Origin of the sequence: Paenibacillus macquariensis (genome assembly GCF_900156375.1) — a bacterium.
GTDB lineage: Bacteria > Bacillota > Bacilli > Paenibacillales > Paenibacillaceae > Paenibacillus_AQ > Paenibacillus_AQ macquariensis.
Map to the genome: position 1 here is coordinate 1 of NZ_FTNK01000012.1, position 24,825 is coordinate 24,825.

The 24,825-nt window shown below is 40.0% G+C and carries 26 protein-coding genes and 1 pseudogene; 5 read left to right on the forward strand and 22 right to left on the reverse strand.

Translation table 11 applies throughout. The features are described 5' to 3' along the window. The 7 genes from BW961_RS19325 to BW961_RS19355 form a co-directional block, all read right to left on the reverse strand. A partial coding sequence (locus BW961_RS19325; protein ID WP_076576964.1) for a transposase occupies nucleotides 1–260 on the reverse strand: 260 nt, incomplete at its 3' end. A 221-nt stretch (nucleotides 261–481) separates the two neighbouring features. Further along, entirely contained in the window at nucleotides 482–1,591 is a 1,110-nt protein-coding gene (locus BW961_RS19330; protein ID WP_068586649.1) for a DNA alkylation repair protein, read from the reverse strand. Nucleotides 1,592–1,757: 166 nt separating this feature from the next. Further along, a complete protein-coding gene (locus BW961_RS19335) occupies nucleotides 1,758–3,236 on the reverse strand; it encodes an Lsa family ABC-F type ribosomal protection protein (RefSeq protein WP_068586648.1) in 1,479 nt (492 codons plus the stop codon). Between the two features lie 357 nt (nucleotides 3,237–3,593). Further along, the gene (locus BW961_RS19340; protein WP_068586645.1) at nucleotides 3,594–4,175 is read right to left on the reverse strand and encodes a sugar O-acetyltransferase; all 582 of its coding nucleotides are present in this window, start codon (nucleotides 4,173–4,175) and stop codon (nucleotides 3,594–3,596) included. A 79-nt stretch (nucleotides 4,176–4,254) separates the two neighbouring features. Further along, nucleotides 4,255–5,085 (reverse strand): COG4705 family protein, encoded by an 831-nt coding sequence (locus tag BW961_RS19345; RefSeq protein ID WP_068586641.1) that lies wholly within the window; start codon nucleotides 5,083–5,085, stop codon nucleotides 4,255–4,257. Between the two features lie 139 nt (nucleotides 5,086–5,224). Continuing rightward, the gene (locus tag BW961_RS19350; protein ID WP_082867509.1) at nucleotides 5,225–6,616 is read right to left on the reverse strand and encodes a HAMP domain-containing histidine kinase; all 1,392 of its coding nucleotides are present in this window, start codon (nucleotides 6,614–6,616) and stop codon (nucleotides 5,225–5,227) included. After that, complete coding sequence (locus BW961_RS19355) at nucleotides 6,613–7,287, reverse strand: response regulator transcription factor (protein WP_068586636.1); 675 nt, start codon at nucleotides 7,285–7,287, stop codon at nucleotides 6,613–6,615. The genes BW961_RS19350 and BW961_RS19355 overlap by 4 nt, the downstream gene beginning before the upstream one ends. 185 nt (nucleotides 7,288–7,472) lie before the next feature. Here BW961_RS19355 and BW961_RS19360 point away from each other — a divergent pair, with 185 nt between their 5' ends. Next, nucleotides 7,473–8,039, forward strand: a complete 567-nt coding sequence (locus BW961_RS19360) for an undecaprenyl-diphosphatase (protein ID WP_169810301.1) — start codon at nucleotides 7,473–7,475, stop codon at nucleotides 8,037–8,039. Nucleotides 8,040–8,111: 72 nt separating this feature from the next. On the opposite strand, the gene BW961_RS19365 is transcribed toward BW961_RS19360, so the two are convergent. The 6 genes from BW961_RS19365 to BW961_RS19385 all read right to left on the reverse strand — a co-directional run bounded on the left by BW961_RS19365 (nucleotide 8,112) and on the right by BW961_RS19385 (nucleotide 11,865). Continuing rightward, nucleotides 8,112–8,657 (reverse strand): TlpA family protein disulfide reductase, encoded by a 546-nt coding sequence (locus BW961_RS19365; protein ID WP_068586633.1) that lies wholly within the window; start codon nucleotides 8,655–8,657, stop codon nucleotides 8,112–8,114. Between the two features lie 18 nt (nucleotides 8,658–8,675). Continuing rightward, the gene (locus BW961_RS19370) at nucleotides 8,676–9,392 is read right to left on the reverse strand and encodes a cytochrome c biogenesis CcdA family protein (protein ID WP_068586630.1); all 717 of its coding nucleotides are present in this window, start codon (nucleotides 9,390–9,392) and stop codon (nucleotides 8,676–8,678) included. Then, nucleotides 9,392–10,078: a hypothetical protein gene (locus BW961_RS19375; protein WP_068586628.1), complete on the reverse strand. Its 687-nt coding sequence runs from the start codon at nucleotides 10,076–10,078 to the stop codon at nucleotides 9,392–9,394. Before BW961_RS19375 ends, BW961_RS19370 begins: the two co-directional genes overlap by 1 nt. Nucleotides 10,079–10,302: 224 nt before the next feature. Further along, nucleotides 10,303–10,710, reverse strand: a complete 408-nt coding sequence (locus BW961_RS29565) for a class I SAM-dependent methyltransferase (protein WP_139331698.1) — start codon at nucleotides 10,708–10,710, stop codon at nucleotides 10,303–10,305. Continuing rightward, nucleotides 10,659–11,012, reverse strand: coding sequence for a class I SAM-dependent methyltransferase (locus BW961_RS29570; protein WP_082867506.1), 354 nt, complete (start codon nucleotides 11,010–11,012; stop codon nucleotides 10,659–10,661). The genes BW961_RS29565 and BW961_RS29570 overlap by 52 nt, the downstream gene beginning before the upstream one ends. A gap of 313 nt (nucleotides 11,013–11,325) precedes the next feature. After that, complete coding sequence (locus BW961_RS19385) at nucleotides 11,326–11,865, reverse strand: nitroreductase family protein (protein ID WP_068586624.1); 540 nt, start codon at nucleotides 11,863–11,865, stop codon at nucleotides 11,326–11,328. 288 nt (nucleotides 11,866–12,153) lie between these two features. On the opposite strand from BW961_RS19385, the gene BW961_RS19390 reads away from it, so the two are divergent. Further along, nucleotides 12,154–13,362 carry a stalk domain-containing protein gene (locus BW961_RS19390; RefSeq protein ID WP_068586621.1) on the forward strand — a complete coding sequence of 403 codons (1,209 nt, stop codon included), beginning with the start codon at nucleotides 12,154–12,156 and terminating at the stop codon, nucleotides 13,360–13,362. A 148-nt stretch (nucleotides 13,363–13,510) separates the two neighbouring features. Here BW961_RS19390 and BW961_RS19395 read toward each other — a convergent pair. The 7 genes and pseudogenes from BW961_RS19395 to BW961_RS19425 form a co-directional block, all read right to left on the reverse strand. Continuing rightward, nucleotides 13,511–13,830 (reverse strand): annotated as a pseudogene (locus tag BW961_RS19395) (AzlD domain-containing protein). After that, the gene (locus BW961_RS19400; RefSeq protein ID WP_068586618.1) at nucleotides 13,806–14,534 is read right to left on the reverse strand and encodes an AzlC family ABC transporter permease; all 729 of its coding nucleotides are present in this window, start codon (nucleotides 14,532–14,534) and stop codon (nucleotides 13,806–13,808) included. Before BW961_RS19400 ends, BW961_RS19395 begins: the two are co-directional and overlap by 25 nt. A gap of 114 nt (nucleotides 14,535–14,648) precedes the next feature. After that, on the reverse strand, nucleotides 14,649–15,557 hold the full coding sequence (locus BW961_RS19405; RefSeq protein ID WP_068586615.1) for an aldo/keto reductase: 909 nt from the start codon (nucleotides 15,555–15,557) through the stop codon (nucleotides 14,649–14,651). A gap of 32 nt (nucleotides 15,558–15,589) precedes the next feature. Continuing rightward, complete coding sequence (locus BW961_RS19410) at nucleotides 15,590–16,834, reverse strand: DUF445 domain-containing protein (protein WP_068586613.1); 1,245 nt, start codon at nucleotides 16,832–16,834, stop codon at nucleotides 15,590–15,592. A 127-nt stretch (nucleotides 16,835–16,961) separates the two neighbouring features. Further along, the gene (locus BW961_RS19415) at nucleotides 16,962–17,222 is read right to left on the reverse strand and encodes a metal-sensitive transcriptional regulator (protein WP_068586610.1); all 261 of its coding nucleotides are present in this window, start codon (nucleotides 17,220–17,222) and stop codon (nucleotides 16,962–16,964) included. 21 nt (nucleotides 17,223–17,243) lie between these two features. Beyond that, the gene (locus BW961_RS19420) at nucleotides 17,244–17,621 is read right to left on the reverse strand and encodes a rhodanese-like domain-containing protein (protein ID WP_068586603.1); all 378 of its coding nucleotides are present in this window, start codon (nucleotides 17,619–17,621) and stop codon (nucleotides 17,244–17,246) included. 137 nt (nucleotides 17,622–17,758) lie between these two features. After that, on the reverse strand, nucleotides 17,759–18,067 hold the full coding sequence (locus tag BW961_RS19425; protein WP_068586602.1) for a transglutaminase-like domain-containing protein: 309 nt from the start codon (nucleotides 18,065–18,067) through the stop codon (nucleotides 17,759–17,761). Nucleotides 18,068–18,247: 180 nt separating this feature from the next. Here BW961_RS19425 and BW961_RS19430 point away from each other — a divergent pair, with 180 nt between their 5' ends. From BW961_RS19430 to BW961_RS19440, 3 genes are read left to right on the forward strand one after another with little or no spacing between them, the layout of a single operon-like run. Further along, nucleotides 18,248–19,480: an aminopeptidase gene (locus tag BW961_RS19430; protein ID WP_068586599.1), complete on the forward strand. Its 1,233-nt coding sequence runs from the start codon at nucleotides 18,248–18,250 to the stop codon at nucleotides 19,478–19,480. A gap of 29 nt (nucleotides 19,481–19,509) precedes the next feature. Continuing rightward, the gene (locus BW961_RS19435; protein ID WP_068586596.1) at nucleotides 19,510–20,742 is read left to right on the forward strand and encodes an aminopeptidase; all 1,233 of its coding nucleotides are present in this window, start codon (nucleotides 19,510–19,512) and stop codon (nucleotides 20,740–20,742) included. Nucleotides 20,743–20,785: 43 nt separating this feature from the next. Continuing rightward, the gene (locus BW961_RS19440; RefSeq protein ID WP_068586593.1) at nucleotides 20,786–21,550 is read left to right on the forward strand and encodes an SDR family NAD(P)-dependent oxidoreductase; all 765 of its coding nucleotides are present in this window, start codon (nucleotides 20,786–20,788) and stop codon (nucleotides 21,548–21,550) included. A gap of 316 nt (nucleotides 21,551–21,866) precedes the next feature. On the opposite strand, the gene xylB is transcribed toward BW961_RS19440, so the two are convergent. Together xylB and xylA are read right to left on the reverse strand one after the other, a co-directional pair. Then, nucleotides 21,867–23,363: a xylulokinase gene (gene xylB / locus BW961_RS19445; RefSeq protein ID WP_068586590.1), complete on the reverse strand. Its 1,497-nt coding sequence runs from the start codon at nucleotides 23,361–23,363 to the stop codon at nucleotides 21,867–21,869. Nucleotides 23,364–23,372: 9 nt separating this feature from the next. After that, nucleotides 23,373–24,689 (reverse strand): xylose isomerase, encoded by a 1,317-nt coding sequence (gene xylA, locus BW961_RS19450; RefSeq protein ID WP_068586589.1) that lies wholly within the window; start codon nucleotides 24,687–24,689, stop codon nucleotides 23,373–23,375. Between the last annotated feature and the right edge of the window lie 136 nt (nucleotides 24,690–24,825).

Sequence of the window (24,825 nt, forward strand, 5' to 3'; positions counted from 1 at the left end):
GCTTCAAGGCGCTTTAGCTTAACCTCAGGATCTTCTGATCGAGTTCTCGGTCTACCAACTCCAGGGCCTATTGCTTTGCCTCTTTTCTCCTCCAGTCCTTTCATTCCCTCCGCTTGAAAATGATTCACCCAACGTCGGACTAAGGAATGGTCGATATCCAATTCTTTACCTACACTCTTGTAGCTCATTCCCTTTTTGAGATAGAGATTGACTGCCTTTTTCTTAAATGTAACATCGTAAGTCTTCCTAATTTCGCCCATAAAAAAATCCCCTCCATAATAGACAGATTAATCGGCTTGCTTTTTTCTGTCTACTATAAGGGGAGCATATCATTTAATGAGGGTTCTTTTGTAACTGTTTTATAGATTTAATTACTTCTTTTTAGTGTCGCCTTCAACATCTAGAATGTCTTGAACAAAAAAAAGAACCTCTACGTATAGAGGTTCCAATTAACTACACTTCAGAATAACCGCATTACAATTTAAAATTCAGTAAGCTCTAATAACGTGTTAGCAACTTCACGTCCGTTGACCAATAGTGAAATTCGGTGCTCTCCAGGATAGTGTCGGCGGGTAGTTAAATCCCTCCAACTGTGCTTACGAATTCCTTGAAGTCGTGTGCCTCCAACAACTGTCTTGTCTGACAGGAGGAAAGATTTACGTGATGTATTCCCCTTAGCCTTCACAAAATCGATTGCGTATTCGATGCGAACATGTGCCGGTTCACCATCCTGAACGTGAAGCTCATATTGTAGTTCACATGCCCCCCCAATAGATAGTACCTTTGTGGCAACGGAAATTGATGCATAGGTAGCTATAGAGTGGCTTCCATCTGTAGGTTCAGCATATCCGAACAACGACATAATTTCAGGATCTGCTTTACGAATTAGGGTTCGACACCCGTGACGCACAATCCAGTCCGTATGTAGGTCCTTCCCTTTCCAGCGTCTTGCAATATCGATCACGACGGAAGGATGATCCTTCACGATGTCATTTAGATTGTTCGCAACACTTTTACGTACGTACAGTGATGGATCTGCCTTTAATAACTCAAGCACCGGCAGAATCGGCGATGGATCATGTTTGAACATTGGCAGTGCCTGTCCCCATGGTAAACGCGGCCGGCACCCTTCGCTAGCAAGACGACGAACATGCTCTTGTGGATGTTCGGCCCATTTCAACATTTGGGACATCATCCGGATGGGATCACGAAGTAGAAAGGGTCTCACCGCAAATTCTGCCGATGACTTCGAAGTGAATCTCTCTATTGCTATCATCGAAATTTCCCAATGCTCCTCACCCTGGCCGTACACCTCAATGAAATCAGGGAAGAACAAATACGGGAATCCGATACATGACTTATCAATCTTGAACAACACCTCTAGTGCATCTTCGTACCTAGAAGGAAGATATGTCCCGAGTGATGTTGTGATCCGTCTCATTCGAGCTTTAAGTTCAAGTATTTCCCATGTGTCATCCAGCGTTGTAGCCATAAATCCATCTATATCAAAAGCATCATATACATCGTGTAACTTGTAGCTAAATCCTCTTAAAAATTGTTCATTGTACATATGTTTCAATGGTTCTGCCATGATGTAGCTCCTTTAATTTGCGAACTGTTATACTTCAAGAGCATAACATAGTTAACTAGACACCTATATGTCTTATTAGAGTTCTTCTCAGGTATAAGATGCTCCACATCAACAGTCCGCAGGCTGCAATAATATTTGAACATATCAGATCAATAACACTCTAACACTAGAGATCAATAATTTCAGTTGCAACATTGTTACAAAATTCTTTATCATGCTCCACAAAAAGAATGGTTGGTTCGTATTCAAGTAGTAACTCTTCAATCTGCATGCGAGATATAACATCAATAAAATTAAGCGGCTCATCCCAAATGTGTAAATGAACATTCTCACTAAGACTTTTTGCAATTAATACTTTCTTCTTTTGCCCTCCACTAAAATCTGATATATCCTTCTCTAATTGAACTCTAGAGAAATCAAGTTTTCTTAAAATTGATTTAAATAGGCTTTCATCAACCCCGTTATTTGCAGCGTAGTCAGATAGATTCCCATGAAGATGAGATGTGTCTTGTGATACGTAGGATATTTTCAACTGACTATCCTTCATGAAGTTACCTGTGTAATTTAAATCCTCGCCGCAAATAAGTTTGATAATACTAGATTTTCCTGATCCGTTTTTACCCGCAAGTGCTATTCGCATTCCTTGTTCAATTGTAAAACTTATATCTTCACACACCATTTTCTCACCATAATAAATAGAAACATGATCTAGTTCAGCAAGTAAGTTCTTATGAAAATCAAGTTGTGAAATCTCTAAGCTGTCCGAGTTTTCGATATTTTTAAGAAGTTTAGACTTTTCATCAATGGCAGTTAGCTGTCTTTGTTCAATTGATTTAGAGCGTTTCATCATTTTAGCAGCCTTATGCCCAATATAACCTTTATCTACTTTTGATCCGGAATTTCTTGTTCCGTTTTTGGATTTCTCCACTTCATGCGACCAGTTACCCGTTCGTTTAGCGGAACCAGACAAGCGGTTTATATCTCTTCTAAGTTTCTCATTCTCTGCAAGCTCAAAGTTATCTTGCCTCATTTTATTTTCCCACCAAGCGGAGAAATTACCTTTTTGAATTTCTATGTTGGTCTTATTGATAGAAAGGGTGTGGTCTACGCAGTTATCAAGGAATGATCTGTCGTGAGATACCAGAATATAGCCACTTTTGGTCTTGAGATAATCACTGACAAGTTTTCTTGCAGTCATGTCCAGATGGTTGGTAGGTTCATCTATCAACAGAAAACTATTGTCCTTTATAAATAATGCAGCCAGTAATACTTTCGTTTGCTCTCCATTAGACAATGAATCAAAAGATCTGTATAAAACATCATCAGAAACCTTTAGTAATGAAAGTTCACGCATGAGCTTCCAGTGAATATAATCCGGGAAAATATCGTTGATTACATCAATCGTATTACTTTGCTTGTTCTCTACATGGAAAGGGAAATATTCAAAACTAACATGAGCAGATATATTTCCGCTGTATTCATATTTACCTAACAACAAATTGAGAAATGATGTCTTACCTCTACCGTTTCTTCCCGTAAAACCTAATTTCCAATCGGTATCGATTTGAAAACTTACATTTTCAAATATATTATCGTAACTGCCCTCATAGGCAAACGTCAGGTTAGTAACATTAATTAATGACATACAAATATCCTCCTGTATAAAAAAATAAGAGCTACAAGAAAGTTACTTTCTTGTAGCTCAAATAAATACATAATCCAACCCTCCCCATTGCATATGAAGATAGAGTTAGATTAGGATATATTGTTTGAGTGAAAAGATATAGTAACTTTCTTGCATATAAAAAATAAAACATGCGAAAAATCGCAGTCCGTGTTTTATTCATTTACATTGGTTGCAAGAAATCCTACATATACTTTTCACTCCAATCATCAGTTTGAAAGTATGATATCATACCTGTTATTAAATTTCAACAAATACAGCCTGAATACAAACGTACATTTTCCGAAATATGACTTTATGTTTGCAACATCTTATTGTTTAAGATTCAGAATTGCTCACATCAATGTGTTTAATGAATCGAGCCGGATTGCCTCCAACGACCACATCATTAGGAACATCTTTCGTGACCACTGAACCAGAAGCTATAACGACATTATCTCCAATGGTAACGCCAGGATTGATAATAGATCCTCCACCAATCCATACGTTATTTCCAATCGTCACAGGTTTACCATACTCGGTCCCATTAATTCGCTCATATGGATTTAATGGATGCGTCGCAGTAAAGATATGTACCCCAGGTGCAATGAAACAATTATCCCCGATATGAACTTCACATACGTCTAGAATGACACAGTTAAAATTCGCGTAGAAATTGTTGCCTACATGAATATTATAGCCATAATCACAACGGAATGATGGTTCAATATAAAGATTAGGACCTGTTGAACCGAACAACTCTTTAAGAAGCTCAACACGTCTGTCATGTTCTGTTTCTATCGTTAGATTATACAACCGTGTTAATCTTCTAGCATTCTCACGGTCTTGCGTTAATTGTGGGTCTCCAGCAATATATAATTCGCCATCAATCATTTTCTCTTTTTCTGTTTTTTGATGCATAACTACTCTTCCTTTCTCTGATTAAATGAACAAAGTCCATTCACAGCTTATCGTAGTCACACATTTTTTTCAAGAAACATCAATCTACATTCCAAAGCTCTTCAAGGTTCATCGTTTCTAATTTTCTCATCTTGGTTAGATAGATGACCAACCCCACAATAATGATTAGAAAGACGATACTGGTTCCTGTCGTTCCCAGTTCAAGGCCCCCTGCATCACGAGGTTGAGATAAAAAATCCCCGAATGAAGCACCAAAAGGACGCGTTAAGATGTAAGCAATCCAAAAAGATAGCACGGCATTCAGCTTGAAGATATAGTGAGCGAGCGTCACGCAACCGATGAGTACAGCAAAGAGGAGCATGGAGATCAAGTATCCAACATTCAGACCCTCTGCGATAAGATCGCCAGCTGCAGTACCCAAAGCAAAGGTAAATAGGATGGCCAACCAGTAAAATACTTCTCTCTTGAAAGTAAAGATTGAATGAATGGACAATGTCTTCTCACTCGCATACCAAGCTGCAAAGGACACCCCCAGTAAGATCGTGAAGAGCATTGTAGATACCTGCAGAGGTACACCGAAGTTATCGGTAAGATTATCTGTGATTAACGTACCAACAACACTGATTAACACGACTGTGAGCCAATAGATCCAAGGTACGTAGGTACTTGTCCTGAACTGGAGAATAAGTGTAATCAACAAGAGGGCACTCATGATCAAGGTCGTATTAGTTAACCCTAAATTCAGATTGTCGTTCAAGAAGTCTGCAGCTGTCTCACCCACTGTGGTGGCCATAATTTTGATAATCCAGAAGAAGATCATCACTTCCGGTACCTTGTTTAATAACTTCCGTCCACCAAGTGGGACACTTAAGGATTCATTCGATATCTTCGATGAAGTATTCTGATTCAAGTTTCATTTCCCCTCTCTCATATGTTTGAGTGTAATATTTCACTACTCTACCAATATACCTCCGCATTATGAGAATACTGTGAGAAATGAAGGCTCAAGACCAAAGTCAGGAAGAGGGGAGTGTCCATCACAAGTACACTTAAGTACTCCTTGGTAAGGTTATCGTAACGACTGTCCCCTGTTGTAATGCACTCGTGAGATGAATGTGTCCTCTATAACCTTCAACCAAACGGCGGGCGATGGCAAGTCCCAATCCACTTCCACCTACTTTGCGGCTTCTTGCTTCATCGACTCGATATAATCGATCAAATACATGGTGAATATGTTCTTCCGAAATACCAATCCCCCTATCTGCGATTTGTATTTGCACTTGATTATCTGTCCATGTTCCTCCAGCAATCCGTATGGTATTTTGATTCCCAGAATACTTAATCGCATTATCGATGACAATCATCAGGATTTGCTTTAAATGATTCGCGGACACCGCTAGATGGATATTAGATAAGGAGTGATAGTTCACGTCGAATATAAAATTCGGATGGACGATAGTAAAGTCATTCACAACTTTCATTAATATTACTGAAAGTTCGGCTTGATCGTTCTCTATGCCAATAGCTTCTACATGTGATGAAGCAAGTAAGTCTTGCGTTAACTTCGTTAGCCTCGCTAATTCTTCTAGAGAAGCTTGTAGAGATTCATTTAATACGGCGGGGTCATCTTTGCCCCAACGTGAGAGTAACTTCAGATGTCCTTCGATGATCGCTATTGGTGTTCTTAATTCATGAGATGCATCTTCGACAAATTGGTTTTGTTGTTTGAACGAAGCTTCTAAGCGATCCATCATCTCGTTAAACATATGACTTAACTTAGATAACTCGTCCTGATTGTCAATGAAGTCGACTCTCTCGGCTAACCCATTGTGTTGAATATTTCCCATGGTTGTAGATAACTTAGCAATGGGTTTTATGAATTGTCTACCTAACAAGACACCTCCGAGAGTACTAAAGGCAATACCGCAGACCCCGCCGATAATCATCACTAGAAGTAGAATGTGATTTAACTTCTCATAATTTTCTAAATTACGCACCATTTCTAACGTTCCAGTAAATGAACCGATATGAATTGGATTTCTCAGGATAAGCAAATGCTCTTGGTTATGCCAGACGCTTTCCAAAGTCATTGTATTAACGCTCTTCGGTAACACCCATTGATCTGGCAAGTTGTCACTAATCGTTAATAACGAATTTTCATCACGATCTACAAGACGTATCAATTGATCCTTCTGGTTTGCTTTCTCCAGAAAGCCTCTACTAGCAGTTATATCTCTTGAATCATTATCTGTATAATACCCAACAATTTCATCCATGCTTTTCTGTATCGCATGCTCTTCTTCGAGAAGCGACCATCGGTCAAGAACAAGGTATTGAACCGAACTGTACAGAAGTAAGAAAATACACATCCATAAAGAAGTCCATACCGTTATCCGCCACTTGATCGGAAGAGCGTTTATTTTAGTTAGTCCACCTCTCATGATCGCATCACATATCCAATGCCTCGAAGGGTATGAATATACTTATCGTCTCCGCAATCGTTCAATTTATTTCTCAAATATCTAACGTAGACATCGACGACGTTAGATTCAACTTCTGTATTATAGCCCCATACTTTATCCAATAAAGTGTCCCTAGAGAGAACTAAATTAATATTTTGCATAAAAAAAACAAGTAAATCGAACTCTCGTTTCGTAAGATCTAGCATTTCACCAGATTGTTCAATTATCCTAGCATTGAGATCAAGTACAAGATCATGAAAAGTAAGAATGGATACCCGTTGTTCGCTGTCCTCGTATCTTCGGAAAATTGCGCGCATGCGGGCAAATAATTCTTCAATCGCAAATGGCTTCGGAATGTAATCGTCTGCCCCACAATCTAAACCGAGTATTCGATCCGTCACGTTATTTCTGGCTGTAAGCATAATGATGGGCGTTTTTTTGACGTTCCTAATTTCCTTGCAGACCTCTATTCCGTTGATCCCAGGCAGCATGACATCAAGCAAGATCATGTCCCACTCTTGTTCAAGTGCTAAATGTAGCCCACTCGGCCCATCATAAGCTACAGTGACTTCATAAGATTCATGGTTAAGCTCTAATTCAAGAAATCTGGAAAAATTCAGTTCATCTTCAACGATAAGAACTTTCTTCATGGTTCTTCCTCCTAACTCCTTCAGGGTAAGACACTATTACTCTAGGTTTCACCTTTAAGTATATCTAACTTAAATGAAATAATAATGAGAATACTCCCTTTGGTTGAAATTGTATATCTATCTCTCATCAAAATCTCAGAAACCTTCGCTATAGTGTTAAGAAAAAACAAAGGATGTATACCTACATGAACTACTCGTTGTTCTATTTCTTTAACCATCTTGCCGGACATTTCGATTGGATTGATGATCTTATGGAGATATTTGCTCAAGATATCGTATGGATTATGCTTGCTGCCATGGTATTTCTGTGGTTTACCGGTAATGAATCTAATCAAAAGCTAGTCTTCTATTCGTTCTTCTCCGCATCCGTTGCATTGTTAATCGCGAGCATGGTCATCTCTCCAACGATTAACCACGCTAGACCTTTCGTCGAACACCAGGTCCTTCAATTAATTCCACATGCTCCCGATGCTTCCTTTCCAAGCGATCATGCTACTTTGGCGTTCTCCATTGCTTTTAGCGTCTTACTTGTTAAGCGCAAGCTAGGGATTTGGATGCTACTTTTAGCGGTAGTTACGGGGATCTCTAGAATTTACGTTGGTGTTCATTATCCGGGAGACATTGCAGGTGCTATAGTCTTGTCATTCTTTATTAGTATCACTGTTTATAAACTTAACGGTTTTATGGATGTCATTCCTTTATTCTTTATCCGAGGATATCGTAACTTAACCAGACGAATCTTCCATTCCTAATGAAATACCCGAAAGACAAGTACTTCTCATAAAAGTATCTATCTTTCGGGTCCCTTATGCCATTACATACTTTTAATTTATTTTGGATAGTGCCTTTTCCATGATCTCATCATTAATTGCACCTTTAAATATCTCCCGAATGATCCCTTGGGAATCAATAAAATACGACGTCGGATATGCGGATATTTGATAGGTACTGGCGACGTCACCCTTTGTATCCATCACTACTGGAAAGGTAAGTCCGAAATCTTCAACAAACGCCCTAACATCACTTTCGCCTTTTTCCGTTTGAGTTAGATTCACAGATAATACGATCACATTATCCCCATCATTCTTAAAGACCTTCTCCATGTGTGGCATTTCCACTCTACAGGGAGGGCACCAAGTAGCCCAGAAGTTCAAAATCACTTTCTTACCCACGAAATCCGAAAGTTTCACTTCTTTCTCATCCAGAGAGAGCAAATTGAAATCGGGTGCCATATTTCCCTTTGCAATGCCGACTTTTGCCCCCGAAGTACTCCCTTGCTTATTTTGTTGTCCATTATTGTTGGTGTAATCGTAAACTCCCCATACGACTAGAATCAGTAGTATGATGATCGCAATCCCATTTTTCCGCATCGTATCGTGTACTCCTTTTTAATAACTAAATGTGCTGAATTGTGCCAAATAGGCGCTTATCTTTTGCAAATTACCTGAGAACAGTAACAATCCCATTACGACCAAAATCCAACCATTCAGGATTGAAAGTGTAGGTAGCCATCGATTTATCTTTTTCAATATCCCTAAGGAACGTGTAATCATAAAGGACAATATCAGAAAAGGAATTCCTAGTCCGATAGAATATACAAACAACAGGAACATACCGCTATATAGCGTGTCAGTTGATCCGGCAAGCAGTAAGATCGAGGATAAAGCTAACCCGACACAGGGTGTCCATCCAGAACCAAAGGCTAGTCCTAATATAAAAGAACTCACATTTCCTTTTTTAGAATGATCAGTCGTAACCCACTTTTTCTCAAACATAAGAAAACGTAATGTCAGCACACCAGCCATTTGAAGACCAAATACGATAATCAATAATCCACTGATTTTGCCAACCAGATCTCTGTTACCGTTAAACAATTGACCTATGAAACTAGCCGATGCACCCATCGCTACGAATATCACACTAAATCCCAGAATAAAACTTATTGAACGCATCATAAGTAACTTTTTCTCGACATTCACTCGATTATCTTGTACGAAGGAACCTGTTAAATGTGATACATACGCAGGAATCAGCGGAAAAACACAAGGTGAAAGGAAAGATAGAATGCCGGCAATCAGCGCTACAATAACCGATGTATTCTCCATCAATGACTCTCCTTTCTCTTCTGCTTATCCATCACGTTATCAATCCATAAGACTAAGATAAACATGATTACATAGAATATTTGTTCCTTCGTGGATCCGAATACAAACAACGTTCTATCCTTTTCAATGAATGAGATTCCGATCATAACCAAGCTATACCAGATCATAATACGGCTTAGAACACTTGAATCCCCAGCCTCTACTTTTCTAGTATAAAAATATAACACGAGCACGATATTCAGACTTATGTAGAGTGCATGGTACAATACATTTTCCTTATGTAGCACTAAGAGCAAGAGATGACACATACTACTGCTCGCCATCCAGCCAACCAATAAGACATCCAGATTCAAAATGATGTCTGTACCGTCTTTACGTGTACGAATCCATAGATAAATAACTGAAATAACGATGGCCAACGCTAACCCTCTATCTCCACCACTAAAGTAAATCAGTGACATTGGGTACTTTATCACTGACATGGGATCAAATAGGATTAAGCTACATTTCCATATCACAAAACCTAAGATGAGAGCGTTCACAAATTTATCGCTAATATTCCCTTCAACTGTAACCCTTGCCTTCTTCAAGCGGTATTTCAAGGCCAAATAACCGGTGAAAGCAGACAATATAAATATCAGTAATTCTAGATTTAGAACCAATGGTCCTAACTGTATGACATTCAAATACCCAGCCCCTTTTCAAGTCATTCACTGCTAAATTTGACGTACTACTTCACGTCTCTTAGTAACCTTATTTCAATTCACAATATAATCGTTTTATTATACCATGAACTTGCATAGGGACCTCAATCCATGGGGGAATCCTACTAAAATAATTGTTTTTTCATTAAAAAAACCGACTGGATTTATCCAATCGGATGTCATATATTCTTATCGTAAACCTAGTATTAGGTTGCTCTTAGCTTCTGAGCAGCAAAAGTAATTGACTGACTACGAAACTGCGTAGGTACATCATATTTATCCTCATCAACCGAGTGAATGACGGTCTTCTGTTCAAGTACATTCCAGCCCTTATATACGGCTTCAAGTATAGAATAGGCCTTATCCTTCCGCAAATTGAGCTCGATCAACGTATCTAACATTCGTCCCGTATCTCGCTCCACTTCCTGAATTTCTGTGTTCATCGAAATACAATTGATTCCACCCACTTGAGTACCTTGCTTCATTCGTTCAAGCACCTGTATGAACGCAACCTCTGAGGAGACATGTTCGAGGCAACCGCACGCCAGAATATAGTCATAAGTTACTTTAAATATGTCAGCGTGTTCAATATCAACCTCCTTAGCTTGTATAATATCCGTAACGCCATACTTACGGGCTTATCTACAGCTTCAGAGAGTAAATCCAATCCAAATACCTTACTATCCGTCTCTTGAAGTCGCATTGCAATAGGAATCGTGTTACGACCAGCACCACAGCCGAGATCCAGTACGGTTAATTGATCCTTATGTAGTAATAGACGATCCAATAATTCCATAACTACAGGATTAGGCTTGGACATCCATGTTCCCGGTTCTAAAATCTCATGCGCACTATATAACTCATTATGATAGATTGCTTCGGCCTTGCGCGCGGCATCGAAATCCGCTTGACTCATATCATCACTTCCCCATTCATTCAAATGTCTTTTCCAAATATTCCATAGCGATAGTATTGTTCTGTTGGACTCATTCTTATTCTTTGGATAAATAAGCTTTGCAACACCATAAAAAACCTATGCTACCTATGATTGCGATGAATGAAACTCATTGCTTTCATAGGTTACATAGGTTCTTTGGCTTAATTATTGATATTTATGAGAAATGTAAATCTTTCTTTACCCCAATAAACCTGCAAATTCATGATTTTACCGAATTTATCAAAAGACATATTAGGACTAATAGAATTGAAAAATCATATATCAGGTAAGTTTATGCTTGATCAATTACTGTGATACGATCGGTTGCTGGAATTCTTGGTTGCGCATTTGGAACTTGACTCGCGTATCCTACGTGAAGACTACCCACGACTCTTTCGCCAGGTTGAATTCCTAGAGCATTTCGGTACGCTGCTTCATGCATATGACCGTAACTTTTCCAAATCATACCTAAGCCTTGTTCCCAAGCGAGTAAGCTGAGATTCTGAATGATACAACTTGCAGAGGAATAATCCTCTTCACGAATACCCAATACAGGGTTTTCCTGAATAACTACTGCGATGAACATGGGAACACCCATCATTTTATTGTAGTAATTCACATTAAATGAAGCGTCACCAGGTTTACCTTTTAATTCGGCAATGCGTTTACGTGCTTCTCCATGGACAATGATAAATCTCCAAGGTTGAGTCATTCTATGGTTAGGGACCCACACAGCAGTGTCCAATAGTTCCTTAACAAGATCAAGCGAAACCTCGCGTTCCTCAAATATTTGAATAGATCTTCTCTCTTTAATCAATTGTGTTAATTCCATATAATGATCCTCCTCTTAAGTTACGATGCTATGTAAGAAAATAATGAATGTTATGACGAATGTCATTGAAAATGATAATCTTTATCAACTACTAATATAGTTTAAATTGTGCATACCCTCTTGTCAACACTGATGTTGTGAAATGTAGACCATCGTTATCGATTTTGAAATCTATTTGAGCACAGAAAGATAATTCGCCTATTCCTTTATTTTCACATATTTTGGAACATTCGAACAGAATTTAGCGTCTTAATACCGAGAAAGAATAAGGAGGAGATTGTCAAGCTTATGAAGACGCGGAAATCGATCCGAATAAGTACAACACTGCTGATAACCATTGCAATTACTGCTGTACTAGTGACTAATCAGGGACAAGTACATGCTCAAGCTACCTCTGTTGTATCCCCCACGACTACAACAACAAAGACTATTCCTACGGTTGAGATCGTACCGAACACTTGGGAATATGACACTAAGCATACAAGTAATGATTTTTTCATCAAGAATGGTACTGCATATCTGTCTTATAAACAAGCTTCTGAAATGTTTCGAGACCTGGTGTGGTCCTATGATCAGAAGACCGGATATTTGAATGTAAGTGGACCGAACCGAACATTAAGTTGGAAAGTCAGTAGCAAGACAGCAACACTTAATGGGAAATCGCGCCTGATGTCTGCTCCATTGTTACAGCGGAATGGTGACATCAACTTACCCCTTCGCGACCTTTTAAGTTGGTCAGGTGGCAGTATCAAATCAAACAATACTAACAAGATTACTGTATCTTATCCGATTCTTCATGCCTTATCGGGTGATGCTAAGGGCTGGTACTGGGTAAGAAAAGATAATGGAATTGTATATACGGCTGTCGGTTCCCAGATGCCACATAATATTGGTCAGTCAGCTGTGAGAGCTATTGAATATGCGGACATGTCAGTGATCCATGTAGATATTAGCTCGAGTGTCTTACAAGTCAACTATAATCATGGTGAGCCACACCTTGGTAATGATATTTATAAGCTGTATATTTATAACGGCAAACTAGTCAAAGAGTCTCATGTTAGCTACTACGGAGGAAGTCAGGTAGAAAGTATCGATGAAGCAAATGGATTAACCGTCATGCTAAATGGTTCTGATCTATTACTTATACGTTCGAACGGTACGGTAGAACAGAAATATGATTTGAAGAAGTTAGGTAAACTAGATGAAGAATATACGGTAGAATATGCTTCTTCTAAGGATGGCATTCTGCTCATCCGTCCTTATGAATCACAAACCCTACTATTTATCGATTCAAAGCTTGATGCCCCCGTTGTATTATACAAGGAGCTTCTGTCCAAAGAAGATCAGAAACTTTTTGATGAAGCGGATAAGTCGGTCTTCATGCCACTTAGCGATGGACTCCAATTTGTGAAACGGGATGGCGATACCTTCACTTTCAAACACACACAATTATTTAACAAAGGTACTGAAGAGCTAACATACACTTTAACTCGTTGATGTAAGACCCTTTGATCGAACCGCAAGTGAACATTGTTGATAATGTCAGTTATTAAAGTTAAAGTCTAGATGCATCAGAAGATAACTACATGACAAAAAGAAATAAGACTGCATATCGGCAGTCTTATTTCTTTTTGTCACGTCACCCTTAGAATAACCATCTAAGCAACATCATACATACCAACCCTACGATCACTGTACCAAGTAGACTACGTGTGATGATGGCAACTGCGAACGTAGGTAGCGCAGCTAACCATTCGAGTTGATTGAATGCGAAATGCCCCTCTGTATTAACAGTTCTTGAGCAATTAGCGCGGCCATGACTGCAACTGGGATATGTTGTAACCAACGAATTAGTCCATTAGGTAGTTGGAATCGACTGAGTACAACTAATGGGAGTACGCGAGGAATTAACGTTACTAGTGCAGAACCCATAATAATAATTAAGATGTTCCATCTGATGTCCATTTCTGAATGACAGCTCCTATCGTTGAACTAAGAACGGCGGCTATAATAACACCCATACTTCCGGTAAAAATATAACTGGCACCAATCACGATCAATACAGAGCTCAATGCTACGATCATAGGAACCCATAACTTTTTACTACTATGAAGTTGAAGTACAAGTAACCCAATAAACATCGCAGGTAAGGCAAAATCAAGTCCGTACACTTCCGGATGTGGAATCCACTTACCAAGTAACCCTCCTGCTATCGTAGCTAGTAGCCAGTTCAGATATGCTGTCATGTTAAGCCCAAGCATCCAACGATATCCTATGGTCTTCCCACTCGCGACATGATTCATGGCGACTCCAAATGATTCATCCGTTAATTGAGAACCGATCACTAAATTCTTCCAAGAAGATAATCCTTTGAAATGTGGGGCAATCGCAGCACTTAGTAAAAGATGTCGTAAATTAATAAAGAAGATCGTAAAAATAATAGCCGAAATAGGTGAACTTGCAGCGATCATACCCGCAGCAATAAATTGACCTGATCCCGCGTAGAGTAAAGCACTCATTAATGCAATTTCACTCACACTCATGCCCGATGTTTTCCCTACTACACCAGCGGCAAACCCTATGCTTAAGTAACCGAGAAGCGTCGGGACACAATCTTTTACACCTTGAATAAAACTGTCTTTTTGTATGGCTTGATGATTTAATTCCATTGATCTCAACCTCTGCCTAGTACTATTTACATAGTCTACGGGTTATTAGTCGTTCTGACAACATAAAAAAAAGCCTGCACAAGGCAAGCTTCTTATAATAACGAACTTTCTACTTTAGCGATGTTCAGCGTAATGATTGGCTTTACTGAAATCACGAATGATGGCTATTTCTTCTTCTGTTAATGGGGTTACATCTCCAGCAGCAATATTGTGCAGAAGTTGATCTAGTGAACTAGCCCCAGGGATTGTAACAGCAACGCTTGGATCAGACAATACATATCTAATCGCAATATGAGCCATGCTTCTATCCTCATGAACAAGAGATTGCAATTCTCCACGTATCTTTTGTAATTCTTCAGCCTTGTGATCTAAATAACCATTTTCTGTTTTCTGATCGCCTCGTGAGGAAAGAATACCTTTGGCTACAGGACCACGCACAATCATACTGATATCATTAGCAGCTAATGATGGTAATATCTCTTCTTCTGGACGACGATCTAGAATGCTATATTGGCTCATCACACTGACGATGTTGGAACGTGAGACATATTCTCTGACAACATTTTGACGAATAGATGATATGCCATAATGGCGGATAAGACCTTCTTGTTTCAACATTTCAAAGGCTTCAATCGTCTCATCCATAGGATCTTCTAGTGTTCCACCATGAAGTTGATACAGATCTATATAATCTGTTCGAAGACGAGTTAAGCTCTCTTTCACAGCCGAAATAATATACTTCTTCGAAGGATCCCATGTCGTACCCTCTTGACCGGAAATTCGGCGATTTCCTACCTTTGTAGCTAGGATCACATCATGACGACGGCCTTTGATGGCTTTTCCAACGATAACTTCATTACGTCCATCATCATATAGATCGGCAGTATCCAGGAAGTTAACATCTCGCTCCAACGCTTCATGAATGAGTCGGATCGCGGATACTTCCTCTGTCCCAAGTGACATACATCCAAGGCCAATTTCACTGACCAACAAATCAGATGAACCTAATTTTGATCTTTTCATTGATAGACCCTCCTCTTCTGTACAAATATATCTTACACAAGCATATGTAGCACGGTAAGTATAATTCCGATAATAAATCCACATAAGGCACCATTGACTCGAATCCATTGTAAATCATTGCCCACTTTATCCTCTAACATTCTTACAAGCGTTTGGTCATCCATTTGATCTAAATTGTCTTTGACCAACAGACCCAGTCTATAGTAATTATTCTCCACGATATTTACGATGAGTGTCAAGATGCTTTGTTCCCACTTCTGAACCAGTGGTTCATGTTTATTGAGTGTAGTAGTCATCCACCGGAATCCGCTCACGATGAGTCGACCACCATTATCATATTCACTATTTAATTTATTAAGTAATTGAACCCGCAACTCTTCTAACTGATTCAATAAGAATACTTGTGTACTTGGATTGGTTAGCTTCGTATCCAGCCATGATTTAAGTTGAAGTGTAACGCTCGGATTCAAAGCAGCCGTAGTTAGTCGCATTCTTATTTCATGTAGAATACGTTCTCTGTATTCACTATCTGGCTTGGCTAGATCATCAATAGAAGAAATCATCATACCCGTAAGTAATGAACCCAATTTCTCCTCACTCATAAATCCTAGAAAAGCTTGAACAGCGAACCCTTTCATACCTCCAAGCTGTATCTCTTGTAGTTTACCGTGTACCAAATTGCCAAGTAATACTTCACTGTCCGGTTTCATTGCCCACTGCTTACCATATGCCAGGGCATAATCTAATACCTTCTCGTCATATTTACTTTCCACAATGGATACAGCAGTCTGAGCTACGATGGGGTCTAATTCTTTGTTTCTGACATATCCTACAAGAATCGACTGAAGTGACGTGGATACCTTATCGAGAGGGAGCGTCTCAACGACCGATTTAACAGACGTAATCATCATCTTTCTTAGCTCACGTTTACGAATGAGTTTGAAAATACCGTTAGCAAGTGCCTTAAATATTTTAGTCTGACTGAGTTTACGTTTAATACTCTCTTTATTTAAAAGTTCGGTTTCCATAGCGGAAATTAATGAGTTAATGATTTTATCTCGGTTATTCAGCAGTAGAGATGTGTGAGGAATTGGAATACCCATAGGATGACGGAATAAGGCCGTAACAGCGAACCAATCGGCGAATCCCCCAACGAGCCCAGCTTCAAATCCACCTTGGAGTAATCGAACAGCAATATTTTGTGGCATAAATAACGTGATTACAAAGCCAATTCCCATCACGATCAAGGAAGAGCTTGCTATGTACTTAGTTCTCATGATTGATCATCCCCTTAAAAATATGTATTGGATAAAGAAATAAAAAACAGGAGGTCAGTTGACTCCTGCTCTTCTCAAGTTGGAATTTCATCCAATTTATTATTCACATCATTTATCATTAATATGATTAACGACTTTTAATAAGCAACTGCACAGCTGATTGAATCCGTTCCCGTGAATCCGTTCCCTTTTCCATATCTTCCAATATACAATGCTCAAGGTTCGTAGCAACAATATAAGCTATGGCTGTATCAGACGCGTTACGAACTGCAGATAATTGGGAGACAACTTCTTTACAGTCTTTCCCTTCATCCATCATTTTTAACACACCGCGAATTTGTCCTTCTAATCTTTTCAAGCGACGTGTAATGGTCTCATCATAGTTCATTTGTTCTTCCTCCTATCGGTACTAAGAGCACATCGAATGTTCATTATCGTAGCAAGATGTGACTGGTTTCATGCAGATGTATATATGCTGAAATCCTTTTTTCTTTAAAATACGAGCAGCTTTTTTACTTCTTCTATCATTATTACCCATTATAATAACGGAATGATCATGCGCTAAATCTAAATTAGCTACATAAGGTAGTCTCCCTAGCGAAATATTGACACTTCCAGGCACATGACCTGCTTGGAAATCTAGGGCATCCCTTATATCAAGTAACTTAATGGTTGAATTATTGTTCTTTAAAGTCTCGCAAGGAATTTCTTGTAAATCTTCTGAAGGCCACAGGTTTCGAATGGCTACCACGATTGCGATAAAGATAACAACACTGACCCACCACATATTTCTATCCCCTATCTGACTAATATTCCACAATGGGGATACCCCCATAGGTATTATAAAGCGAAGGTCAGCTAACTGTCAAACAAAACAACCGTGCATATACACGGTTGTTTTGTGGTGTCTGGGTTATTTATGGATCAATACGAATCAATGTGTTCTGAATCGTCTACTTCTGAACCAGCTGGATACATCGTATCAAGCGCTGCATCTAACAAATGGTCGAATAATGTCTCGTCTTCGATAAGAAGCGTATCTATTCTAAACAACTCTTCTTCGTTTCCGGGTTCCTTGGCGAAATTAATGCTGTAGTCCCAATTCGTCCCTCTCTTACTATGGAACGTAACTTCGAATAAATCCTTTGTATCCTCTAGACGAAATGATGCATGACCAATATAATGATCATCCTCATCTTTCTTCATATCGACATGTTCAATATGTACGTTCATTAATTGTGATCTCCTTTTACCTTAAATATATTTATAGTATACCATCTTCTTGATCTATATAGAATGAACTATAGATGGGCGTATAAACTTTTGTTCAATCAATCGATACAAGTACATTTTCATTATGTTATCCAATTTAGTACAATATAAAAGAAACTAATTACATTTGGAGGAATACATATGACAGATTTTCAACAACAGTTGATCAAATATGCCGATTTGGCAGTTAGAATTGGCGTTAACGTACACCCAGGACAGACACTCGTTGTAAATGCCCCTATTTCTTCAGCTGAATTCGTTAGATTAATTGTAAAACAAGCTTATGAAGCGGGTGCTAAGCTCGTGAAAGTGAACTGGAGCGATGAAATTGTTACTCGTCTTCAGTATGAATTAGCCGCTGATGAAGCTTTTACAATTGTTCCAACATGGTATGCAGGGGAAATTATTGAACTCGTTGAGAATGGTGCAGCTGTCCTAAGCGTCCTAGCGGAGAATCCAGATCTTCTAAAGGGTATTCCTCAGGAAAGAATCGCAACTGCGCAAAAAACAAGAGGTCAAGCATTAAAGAAATATCGCGAATATGTACAGTCAGATAAATTCAGTTGGAGTATAGTAGCTGTCCCATCGGTAGAATGGGCTGCGGCAGTATTCCCGGACCTCCCTCAGAATGAACAGGTTCAAAAACTATGGGAAGCTATCTTCCATACCGTTCGTGTAGATCAAGATAATCCTGTGGAAGCATGGCAGACACATCTTGAGAACTTGTCTACTAAATCGTCCTATCTCAATGCCAAGAAGTACAAGAAACTTCACTATATAGCTCCAGGTACGGATTTGGTCATTGAACTACCTGTTGGCCATATCTGGGCAGCAGGCGAAAGTACAGATGAACAAGGACATCATTTCGTGGCGAATATGCCAACTGAAGAAGTGTTCACAGCTCCTTTAAAAACAGGTGTTAATGGTACGGTAAGCAGCACAAAGCCTCTTAGTTATGGCGGTAATATTATTGATAACTTCTCAGTTACATTTGAGAACGGACGAATTATTAGTGTATCTGCTGAACAAGGTCAAGAGACACTTGAGCATCTTGTCGCAATGGATGAAGGATCTCATTATCTTGGTGAAGTTGCACTTGTTCCTCATCAATCCCCTATCTCGGAATCGAACATTCTCTACTACAACACGTTGTTTGATGAGAATGCATCGAACCATTTAGCCATCGGTAGTGCTTATGCTTTCTGTCTTGAGGGCGGCAAAGATATGACACAGGAAGAATTGTTAGAACGGGGCTTAAATACGAGCATCACGCACGTAGATTTCATGATTGGATCTGCACAAATGGACATTAACGGCATTACTGAAGATGGACAGGAAGAACCGCTTTTCCGTAATGGAAACTGGGCAATTTAATATATCAACTACAATGGAGGAATGACATCATGCTTAATTTTGAACAAAAATTAGATAATTACGCTACTTTAGCCGTCCAAATTGGGGTTAATGTACAACCGGGACAGACACTTGTAATCAGCGCGATGATTGATTCAGCCCAACTTGTGCAACTTATTGTACGTAAAGCCTATGAAGCGGGTGCTAAGCTCGTAAAAGTAACTTACAATGATGAGGCAGTGTCACGGATGCGTTACGAACATGCATCTGACGAATCTTTTCTTGAAGCTCCAACATGGTTCGCAGGAGAAATGATTGAACTGGCTGAGAATGGTGCCGCATTCCTTACGGTTATTTCTTCAAGTCCTGATCTCTTAAAAGGTGTTGCACCTGAGCGGATCGCAAATCATCAACGTACTTATGGTCAAGCGATGGCCAAGTACCGTCAATATCAACAAGCGGATAAAGTGAGCTGGAATGGACTAGCGGCCCCTTCTCCAGATTGGGCGGCAAAAGTATTCCCTGATGCAGCACCTGAAGATCAGGTAAACATGCTCTGGGACGCTATTTTTGCAGCAGTACGTGCGGATCAACCAGACCCTATCCAAGCTTGGCATGACCACATCAACAAATTGCAAGTTAAATCAGATGAACTCAATCATAAGAAATTCCATAGTCTTCACTTTGTTGCACCAGGGACAGATCTAACTGTTGAATTACCTGTGGGTCATATCTGGGCACAAGCAGGTAGCGTGAATGAACAAGGAACTACTTTCGTAGCGAATATCCCTACAGAAGAAGTATTCACGGCTCCACTTAAGAATGGTGTTAATGGTAAAGTAACGAGCACCAAACCTCTTAGCTATGGCGGAAATATTATTGACCGTTTCTCAATATCTTTCGAGAATGGACGTATCGTTGATTTCAGTGCTGAGGAAGGTTATGAAACACTCGATCGCCTAGTGAACATGGATGAAGGTTCTCATTATTTGGGAGAAGTTGCTCTTGTACCCTTCCACTCCCCTATTTCGCAAAGTAATATTTTGTATTACACGACTTTGTTCGATGAGAATGCCTCATGTCATTTAGCTATTGGAAGTTCTTATGCGTTCAACATTGAAGGCGGAAAGACGATGTCTTCTGAAGATCTTGCAGCCAAAGGAATGAATCAGAGCATAACTCATGTTGACTTTATGATGGGATCGCCGGAGATGAACATATACGGGGTAACACACGATGGAGCTAAAGTTCAAATCTTCACCGATGGAAACTGGGCATTCTAATAGAGTGACCCAATGATCTGCTACTTGGAGAGGAGCAACGGGTATGTTAAATGTCGATTTAACTGGAAAAACAGCTCTAATCACAGGTGCAACAGGACAACTAGGTAGAGTGATGGCACGAACGCTCGCAGATTGTGGCGCAAATATTATTATTCATTATCATGGGAATGAAGGTAAAGCTAACGAACTGAAACAAGAGATTGAGTCTATAGGTAGACAATCTATGATCGTTCGAGCTGATGTCACCCAATTCGATGATGTAATGAGCATGAAGGATCGTATACTCGAACATTTCGATGCAGTTGATATTGTAGTAGCCAATGCTGTTGTTCAATATGAATGGAAGTCTATCCTTGAACAACCCATTGAAGACTATACGAGTCAGATCGATTCTTGCCTTATGCAAAGTGTCTACTTAGCAAAAGCGTTCGTTCCTTCAATGATCGATCGTAAGGCTGGACGTGTTATTGGTATTAATACGGAGTGCTCGATGCAAAATGCTCCCGGTCAATCAGCCTATGTTGCTGGTAAAAGAGGCATGGATGGTGTGTATCGTGTGCTTGCTAAAGAAATTGGCGAACATCAAATTACTGTCAATCAAATTGCTCCAGGATGGACCATAAGTGAGAATGACAGACTCAACAACACGGAGGTCAGTGAAGGCTATTCACAGACCGTACCTTTGAGACGTCGAGGTAGTGATCAAGAAATAGCGAATGTCGTAGCATTTATTGCATCTGATCTAGCAAGCTTTATTACAGGAGCATATATCCCCGTTAATGGTGGAAATGTGATGCCTGCGATTTAATAGCATGTTTGACATCTATATAATCTGACTTATCTATTTGTTCCAATTTAAAAAGCTGAGCTCTCCCAAATGGGTAACTCAGCTTTTTCTTATACTGTCATATGTACTGGTTGGAAGTACAACGCCTACATTATTCTGGTGCCACATAGCGGTTGCCTCCAACTCTTATTCGGATTTCACGATCCTCTCAATCTACTTGTGTGAATATCCATACCTTACAAAAGAAATAGACAATCTGCAATATATAATAAATAGATGCCTTTCGCTAATCATGCGGAAGGCATCTATTATTTCAGACTTATCAAGGCTCGTCGCCTTATCTGCGATATACCGCAAGCTTTCGGTTCAATTCATACGTTAACCCATAGACCTGCCGATAGAGTGAGAACAGACCGCGATATTCTTCAGCTTGTTGCGGATTCGGACTATACACTCGTGCTGGTCGAATGAAGGCTTCGGCACAGGCACGAAGTGACGAGAACCAACCACAACCATAGGCTGCTAGCATCGCTGCTCCCATCGCAGGTCCCTGTTCATTCTCTAGCTTTACAACAGGTGCTTCGAAGATATCTGCCTGCATTTGCAGCCATGTCTCGTTAAGAGACCCACCGCCAATAGCTACAATTTCAGTAATATCCTTACCTGATTGACGCATGATTTCAAGTGATTCTCGTAGTGAAAAAGTAATACCTTCAAGCACAGCTCTAGCAGCATGCGATAGCGTATGCCCAGCGTCTATACCAATCAAGCTACCACGAATATCAGCATCAGGATGAGGTGTACGTTCTCCGCTAATGTACGGTGTAAACAATATCCCTCCGCTGCCTGCTGGGATTAAATGAATATCTTGAAGTAATTCATCGAAGCTAAGATCCTTCGCGAATGTCTCCTTGAACCATGTCAGGCTGTGTCCCGCAGCTAAAGTCACGCCCATTGTGTAAAAAGCATCTTGTTCTCCGTGATTGAAGAAATGAACACGACCGTCGAGCTTGAGCTCCTTGCGCTGCTCATAAGAGAGAATAACACCTGAAGTTCCTATGCTACACATGGTCTTGCCTTCACTCAGAATGCCTGCACCAATAGCACCACAAGCATTATCAGCACCCCCAGCAAATACCTTTGTCTCAGGTAGAAGCTTCGTGTATTCTGCAACTGTAGGTAACAGTGTACCCGTCTGTTCGAACGACTCGACTAGTGATGGACACAGAGACAGTGGTAAATCAAAGGCTTCTGCAATTTCTGAACTCCAACATTTATTCCGTACGTCTAATAGCAGTGTTCCTGCTGCATCCGAATAATCCATCGCTAGATTTCCTGTCAAACGATAACGCAAGTAATCCTTAGGCAGTAGGAATAGACTCGCTTGCTCTAACAACTCAGGTTCATGTTCCTTCACCCATAATAATTTGGGAAGCGTGAACCCCTCTAGCGCACGGTTACATGCAATATTTAGAAGTCTATCTCCAAGGGTCTTCTCGATCGTACGACACTGCTCGGTTGTACGTGTGTCGTTCCAAAGTATCGCTTGGCGAATCACATTCCCACTAGCGTCAATCAGCACGAGTCCATGCATTTGTCCAGAGAAGCTAATACCTTCTACATCTGCAGGATTCACATTGGATGTATCCATAAGCTGGCGTAAGCTGATCAGCGTTTGCTGAACCCAATCTTCCGGATCTTGCTCACTCCATCCCGCTTCCGGTCTACTCAAGGGGTAAGACTGTGCTTGCTCGCAGACGATGTTCCCTTCCTTACTAAGCAGTACTGTCTTCACCGCACTTGTGCCTAAATCAATTCCAATGACATATTTCATAGTGCACTCCTACTCAGCTAGAATGTATTGATTCAGTATACCCTTCAACATTTCCTGACGACCTGATTCATTTCTGCGAGGATTATCGTTATTCATAGCATATTCAGCAAGTGAAGCGAGCGTCGCTTTACCATTGATCACCTCTGCACCGATGCCTTCATTAAAGCTACTATAACGCTGATCGATGAAATCATCGAACACACGATCTTCGATCAATCTTGCCGCTACTTTCAAACCTTTGGCATAGGTATCCATACCTGCAATATGAGCTAAGAACAAATCTTCTGGTTCGAAAGACTGACGACGCACTTTCGCATCGAAGTTAATACCCCCTCGACCCATACCGCCGTTCTTCAGCACTTCATAGAGTGTTAGTGTTGAATCGTAAATATTGAGAGGGAACTCATCAGTATCCCATCCAAGCAGCATATCGCCTTGATTAGCGTCAAGTGATCCTAACATGCCGTTTATACGGGCAACGCGTAGTTCATGTTCAAAGGTATGTCCTGCAAGTGTTGCATGGTTTGCTTCAAGATTAAGCTTGAAATGACCGTCCAACTTATATTTTTGCAAGAATGAGATCGTTGTTGCCGCATCGAAATCATACTGGTGTTTGGTTGGCTCCTTCGGCTTCGGTTCAATCAAGAACTGAGCATCAAATCCGATTTCTTTCGCATAATCTACAGCCATCGTGAACAGGCGTGCCATGTTATCCATTTCAAGCTCTAGATTGGTATTTAGTAAAGTCTCATATCCTTCACGCCCACCCCAGAATACATAATTCTCTGCACCGAGTTGTTTGCCGACTTCAAGGCCCTTTTTAATCTGCGCAGCGGCATGTGCGTATACATCAGCATTACAGGTTGAGCCTGCACCATGCATGTAACGTGGATTAGAGAACATATTTGCTGTATTCCACAGCAGTTTCTTACCTGTTGATTTCATACCCTCTGAGATTTGATCTACAATGATATCTATGTTGCTATAAAACTCACGTAGACTGCTTCCTTCTGGTGCAATATCTATATCATGGAAACAGAAATAAGGAAGGTTCATTTTTTCTAAAAATTCAAAAGCCGCTTCCACGCGTGCCTTCGCCAAATCAAGTCCAGTCCATGAATCCCAAGCACGTACTGCAGTCTCTTTACCAAACGGATCTGATCCGCCAGCTGTTAAGGTATGCCAATACGCCATAGCGAAACGCAGATGCTCCTCCATCGACTTACCAGCTACCATTTCTTGCGGATTATAAAACTTAAATGCATAAGGATTAGTGGAACGACTACCTTCATAAGCAATCTTACTAACGGAATTAAAATAGGCCATGTAATGTATCCTCCTCAAATTTAGAACATTCGCAAGCGTTTACAACGGTATCGTATCATAACTTTTCGACTTTGTATATTGGTTAAACAAAGTATTTTATTTAGTGTATACTAGACTTACGATATAATGTTAAAAG

What these genes read in the sequence shown, in the direction of transcription:
- BW961_RS19330 (WP_068586649.1), bottom strand. Translation starts at nt 1,591, where the DNA reads ATGGCAGAACCATTGAAACATATGTACAATGAACAATTTTTAAGAGGA.
- BW961_RS19335 (WP_068586648.1), bottom strand. Translation starts at nt 3,236, where the DNA reads ATGTCATTAATTAATGTTACTAACCTGACGTTTGCCTATGAGGGCAGT.
- BW961_RS19340 (WP_068586645.1), bottom strand. Translation starts at nt 4,175, where the DNA reads ATGCATCAAAAAACAGAAAAAGAGAAAATGATTGATGGCGAATTATAT.
- BW961_RS19350 (WP_082867509.1), bottom strand. Translation starts at nt 6,616, where the DNA reads ATGAGAGGTGGACTAACTAAAATAAACGCTCTTCCGATCAAGTGGCGG.
- BW961_RS19355 (WP_068586636.1), bottom strand. Translation starts at nt 7,287, where the DNA reads ATGAAGAAAGTTCTTATCGTTGAAGATGAACTGAATTTTTCCAGATTT.
- BW961_RS19360 (WP_169810301.1), top strand. Translation starts at nt 7,473, where the DNA reads ATGAACTACTCGTTGTTCTATTTCTTTAACCATCTTGCCGGACATTTC.
- BW961_RS19365 (WP_068586633.1), bottom strand. Translation starts at nt 8,657, where the DNA reads ATGCGGAAAAATGGGATTGCGATCATCATACTACTGATTCTAGTCGTA.
- BW961_RS19370 (WP_068586630.1), bottom strand. Translation starts at nt 9,392, where the DNA reads ATGGAGAATACATCGGTTATTGTAGCGCTGATTGCCGGCATTCTATCT.
- BW961_RS29570 (WP_082867506.1), bottom strand. Translation starts at nt 11,012, where the DNA reads ATGAGTCAAGCGGATTTCGATGCCGCGCGCAAGGCCGAAGCAATCTAT.
- BW961_RS19385 (WP_068586624.1), bottom strand. Translation starts at nt 11,865, where the DNA reads ATGGAATTAACACAATTGATTAAAGAGAGAAGATCTATTCAAATATTT.
- BW961_RS19390 (WP_068586621.1), top strand. Translation starts at nt 12,154, where the DNA reads ATGAAGACGCGGAAATCGATCCGAATAAGTACAACACTGCTGATAACC.
- BW961_RS19400 (WP_068586618.1), bottom strand. Translation starts at nt 14,534, where the DNA reads ATGGAATTAAATCATCAAGCCATACAAAAAGACAGTTTTATTCAAGGT.
- BW961_RS19405 (WP_068586615.1), bottom strand. Translation starts at nt 15,557, where the DNA reads ATGAAAAGATCAAAATTAGGTTCATCTGATTTGTTGGTCAGTGAAATT.
- BW961_RS19410 (WP_068586613.1), bottom strand. Translation starts at nt 16,834, where the DNA reads ATGAGAACTAAGTACATAGCAAGCTCTTCCTTGATCGTGATGGGAATT.
- BW961_RS19415 (WP_068586610.1), bottom strand. Translation starts at nt 17,222, where the DNA reads ATGAACTATGATGAGACCATTACACGTCGCTTGAAAAGATTAGAAGGA.
- BW961_RS19420 (WP_068586603.1), bottom strand. Translation starts at nt 17,621, where the DNA reads ATGTGGTGGGTCAGTGTTGTTATCTTTATCGCAATCGTGGTAGCCATT.
- BW961_RS19425 (WP_068586602.1), bottom strand. Translation starts at nt 18,067, where the DNA reads ATGAACGTACATATTGAACATGTCGATATGAAGAAAGATGAGGATGAT.
- BW961_RS19430 (WP_068586599.1), top strand. Translation starts at nt 18,248, where the DNA reads ATGACAGATTTTCAACAACAGTTGATCAAATATGCCGATTTGGCAGTT.
- BW961_RS19435 (WP_068586596.1), top strand. Translation starts at nt 19,510, where the DNA reads ATGCTTAATTTTGAACAAAAATTAGATAATTACGCTACTTTAGCCGTC.
- BW961_RS19440 (WP_068586593.1), top strand. Translation starts at nt 20,786, where the DNA reads ATGTTAAATGTCGATTTAACTGGAAAAACAGCTCTAATCACAGGTGCA.
- xylB (WP_068586590.1), bottom strand. Translation starts at nt 23,363, where the DNA reads ATGAAATATGTCATTGGAATTGATTTAGGCACAAGTGCGGTGAAGACA.
- xylA (WP_068586589.1), bottom strand. Translation starts at nt 24,689, where the DNA reads ATGGCCTATTTTAATTCCGTTAGTAAGATTGCTTATGAAGGTAGTCGT.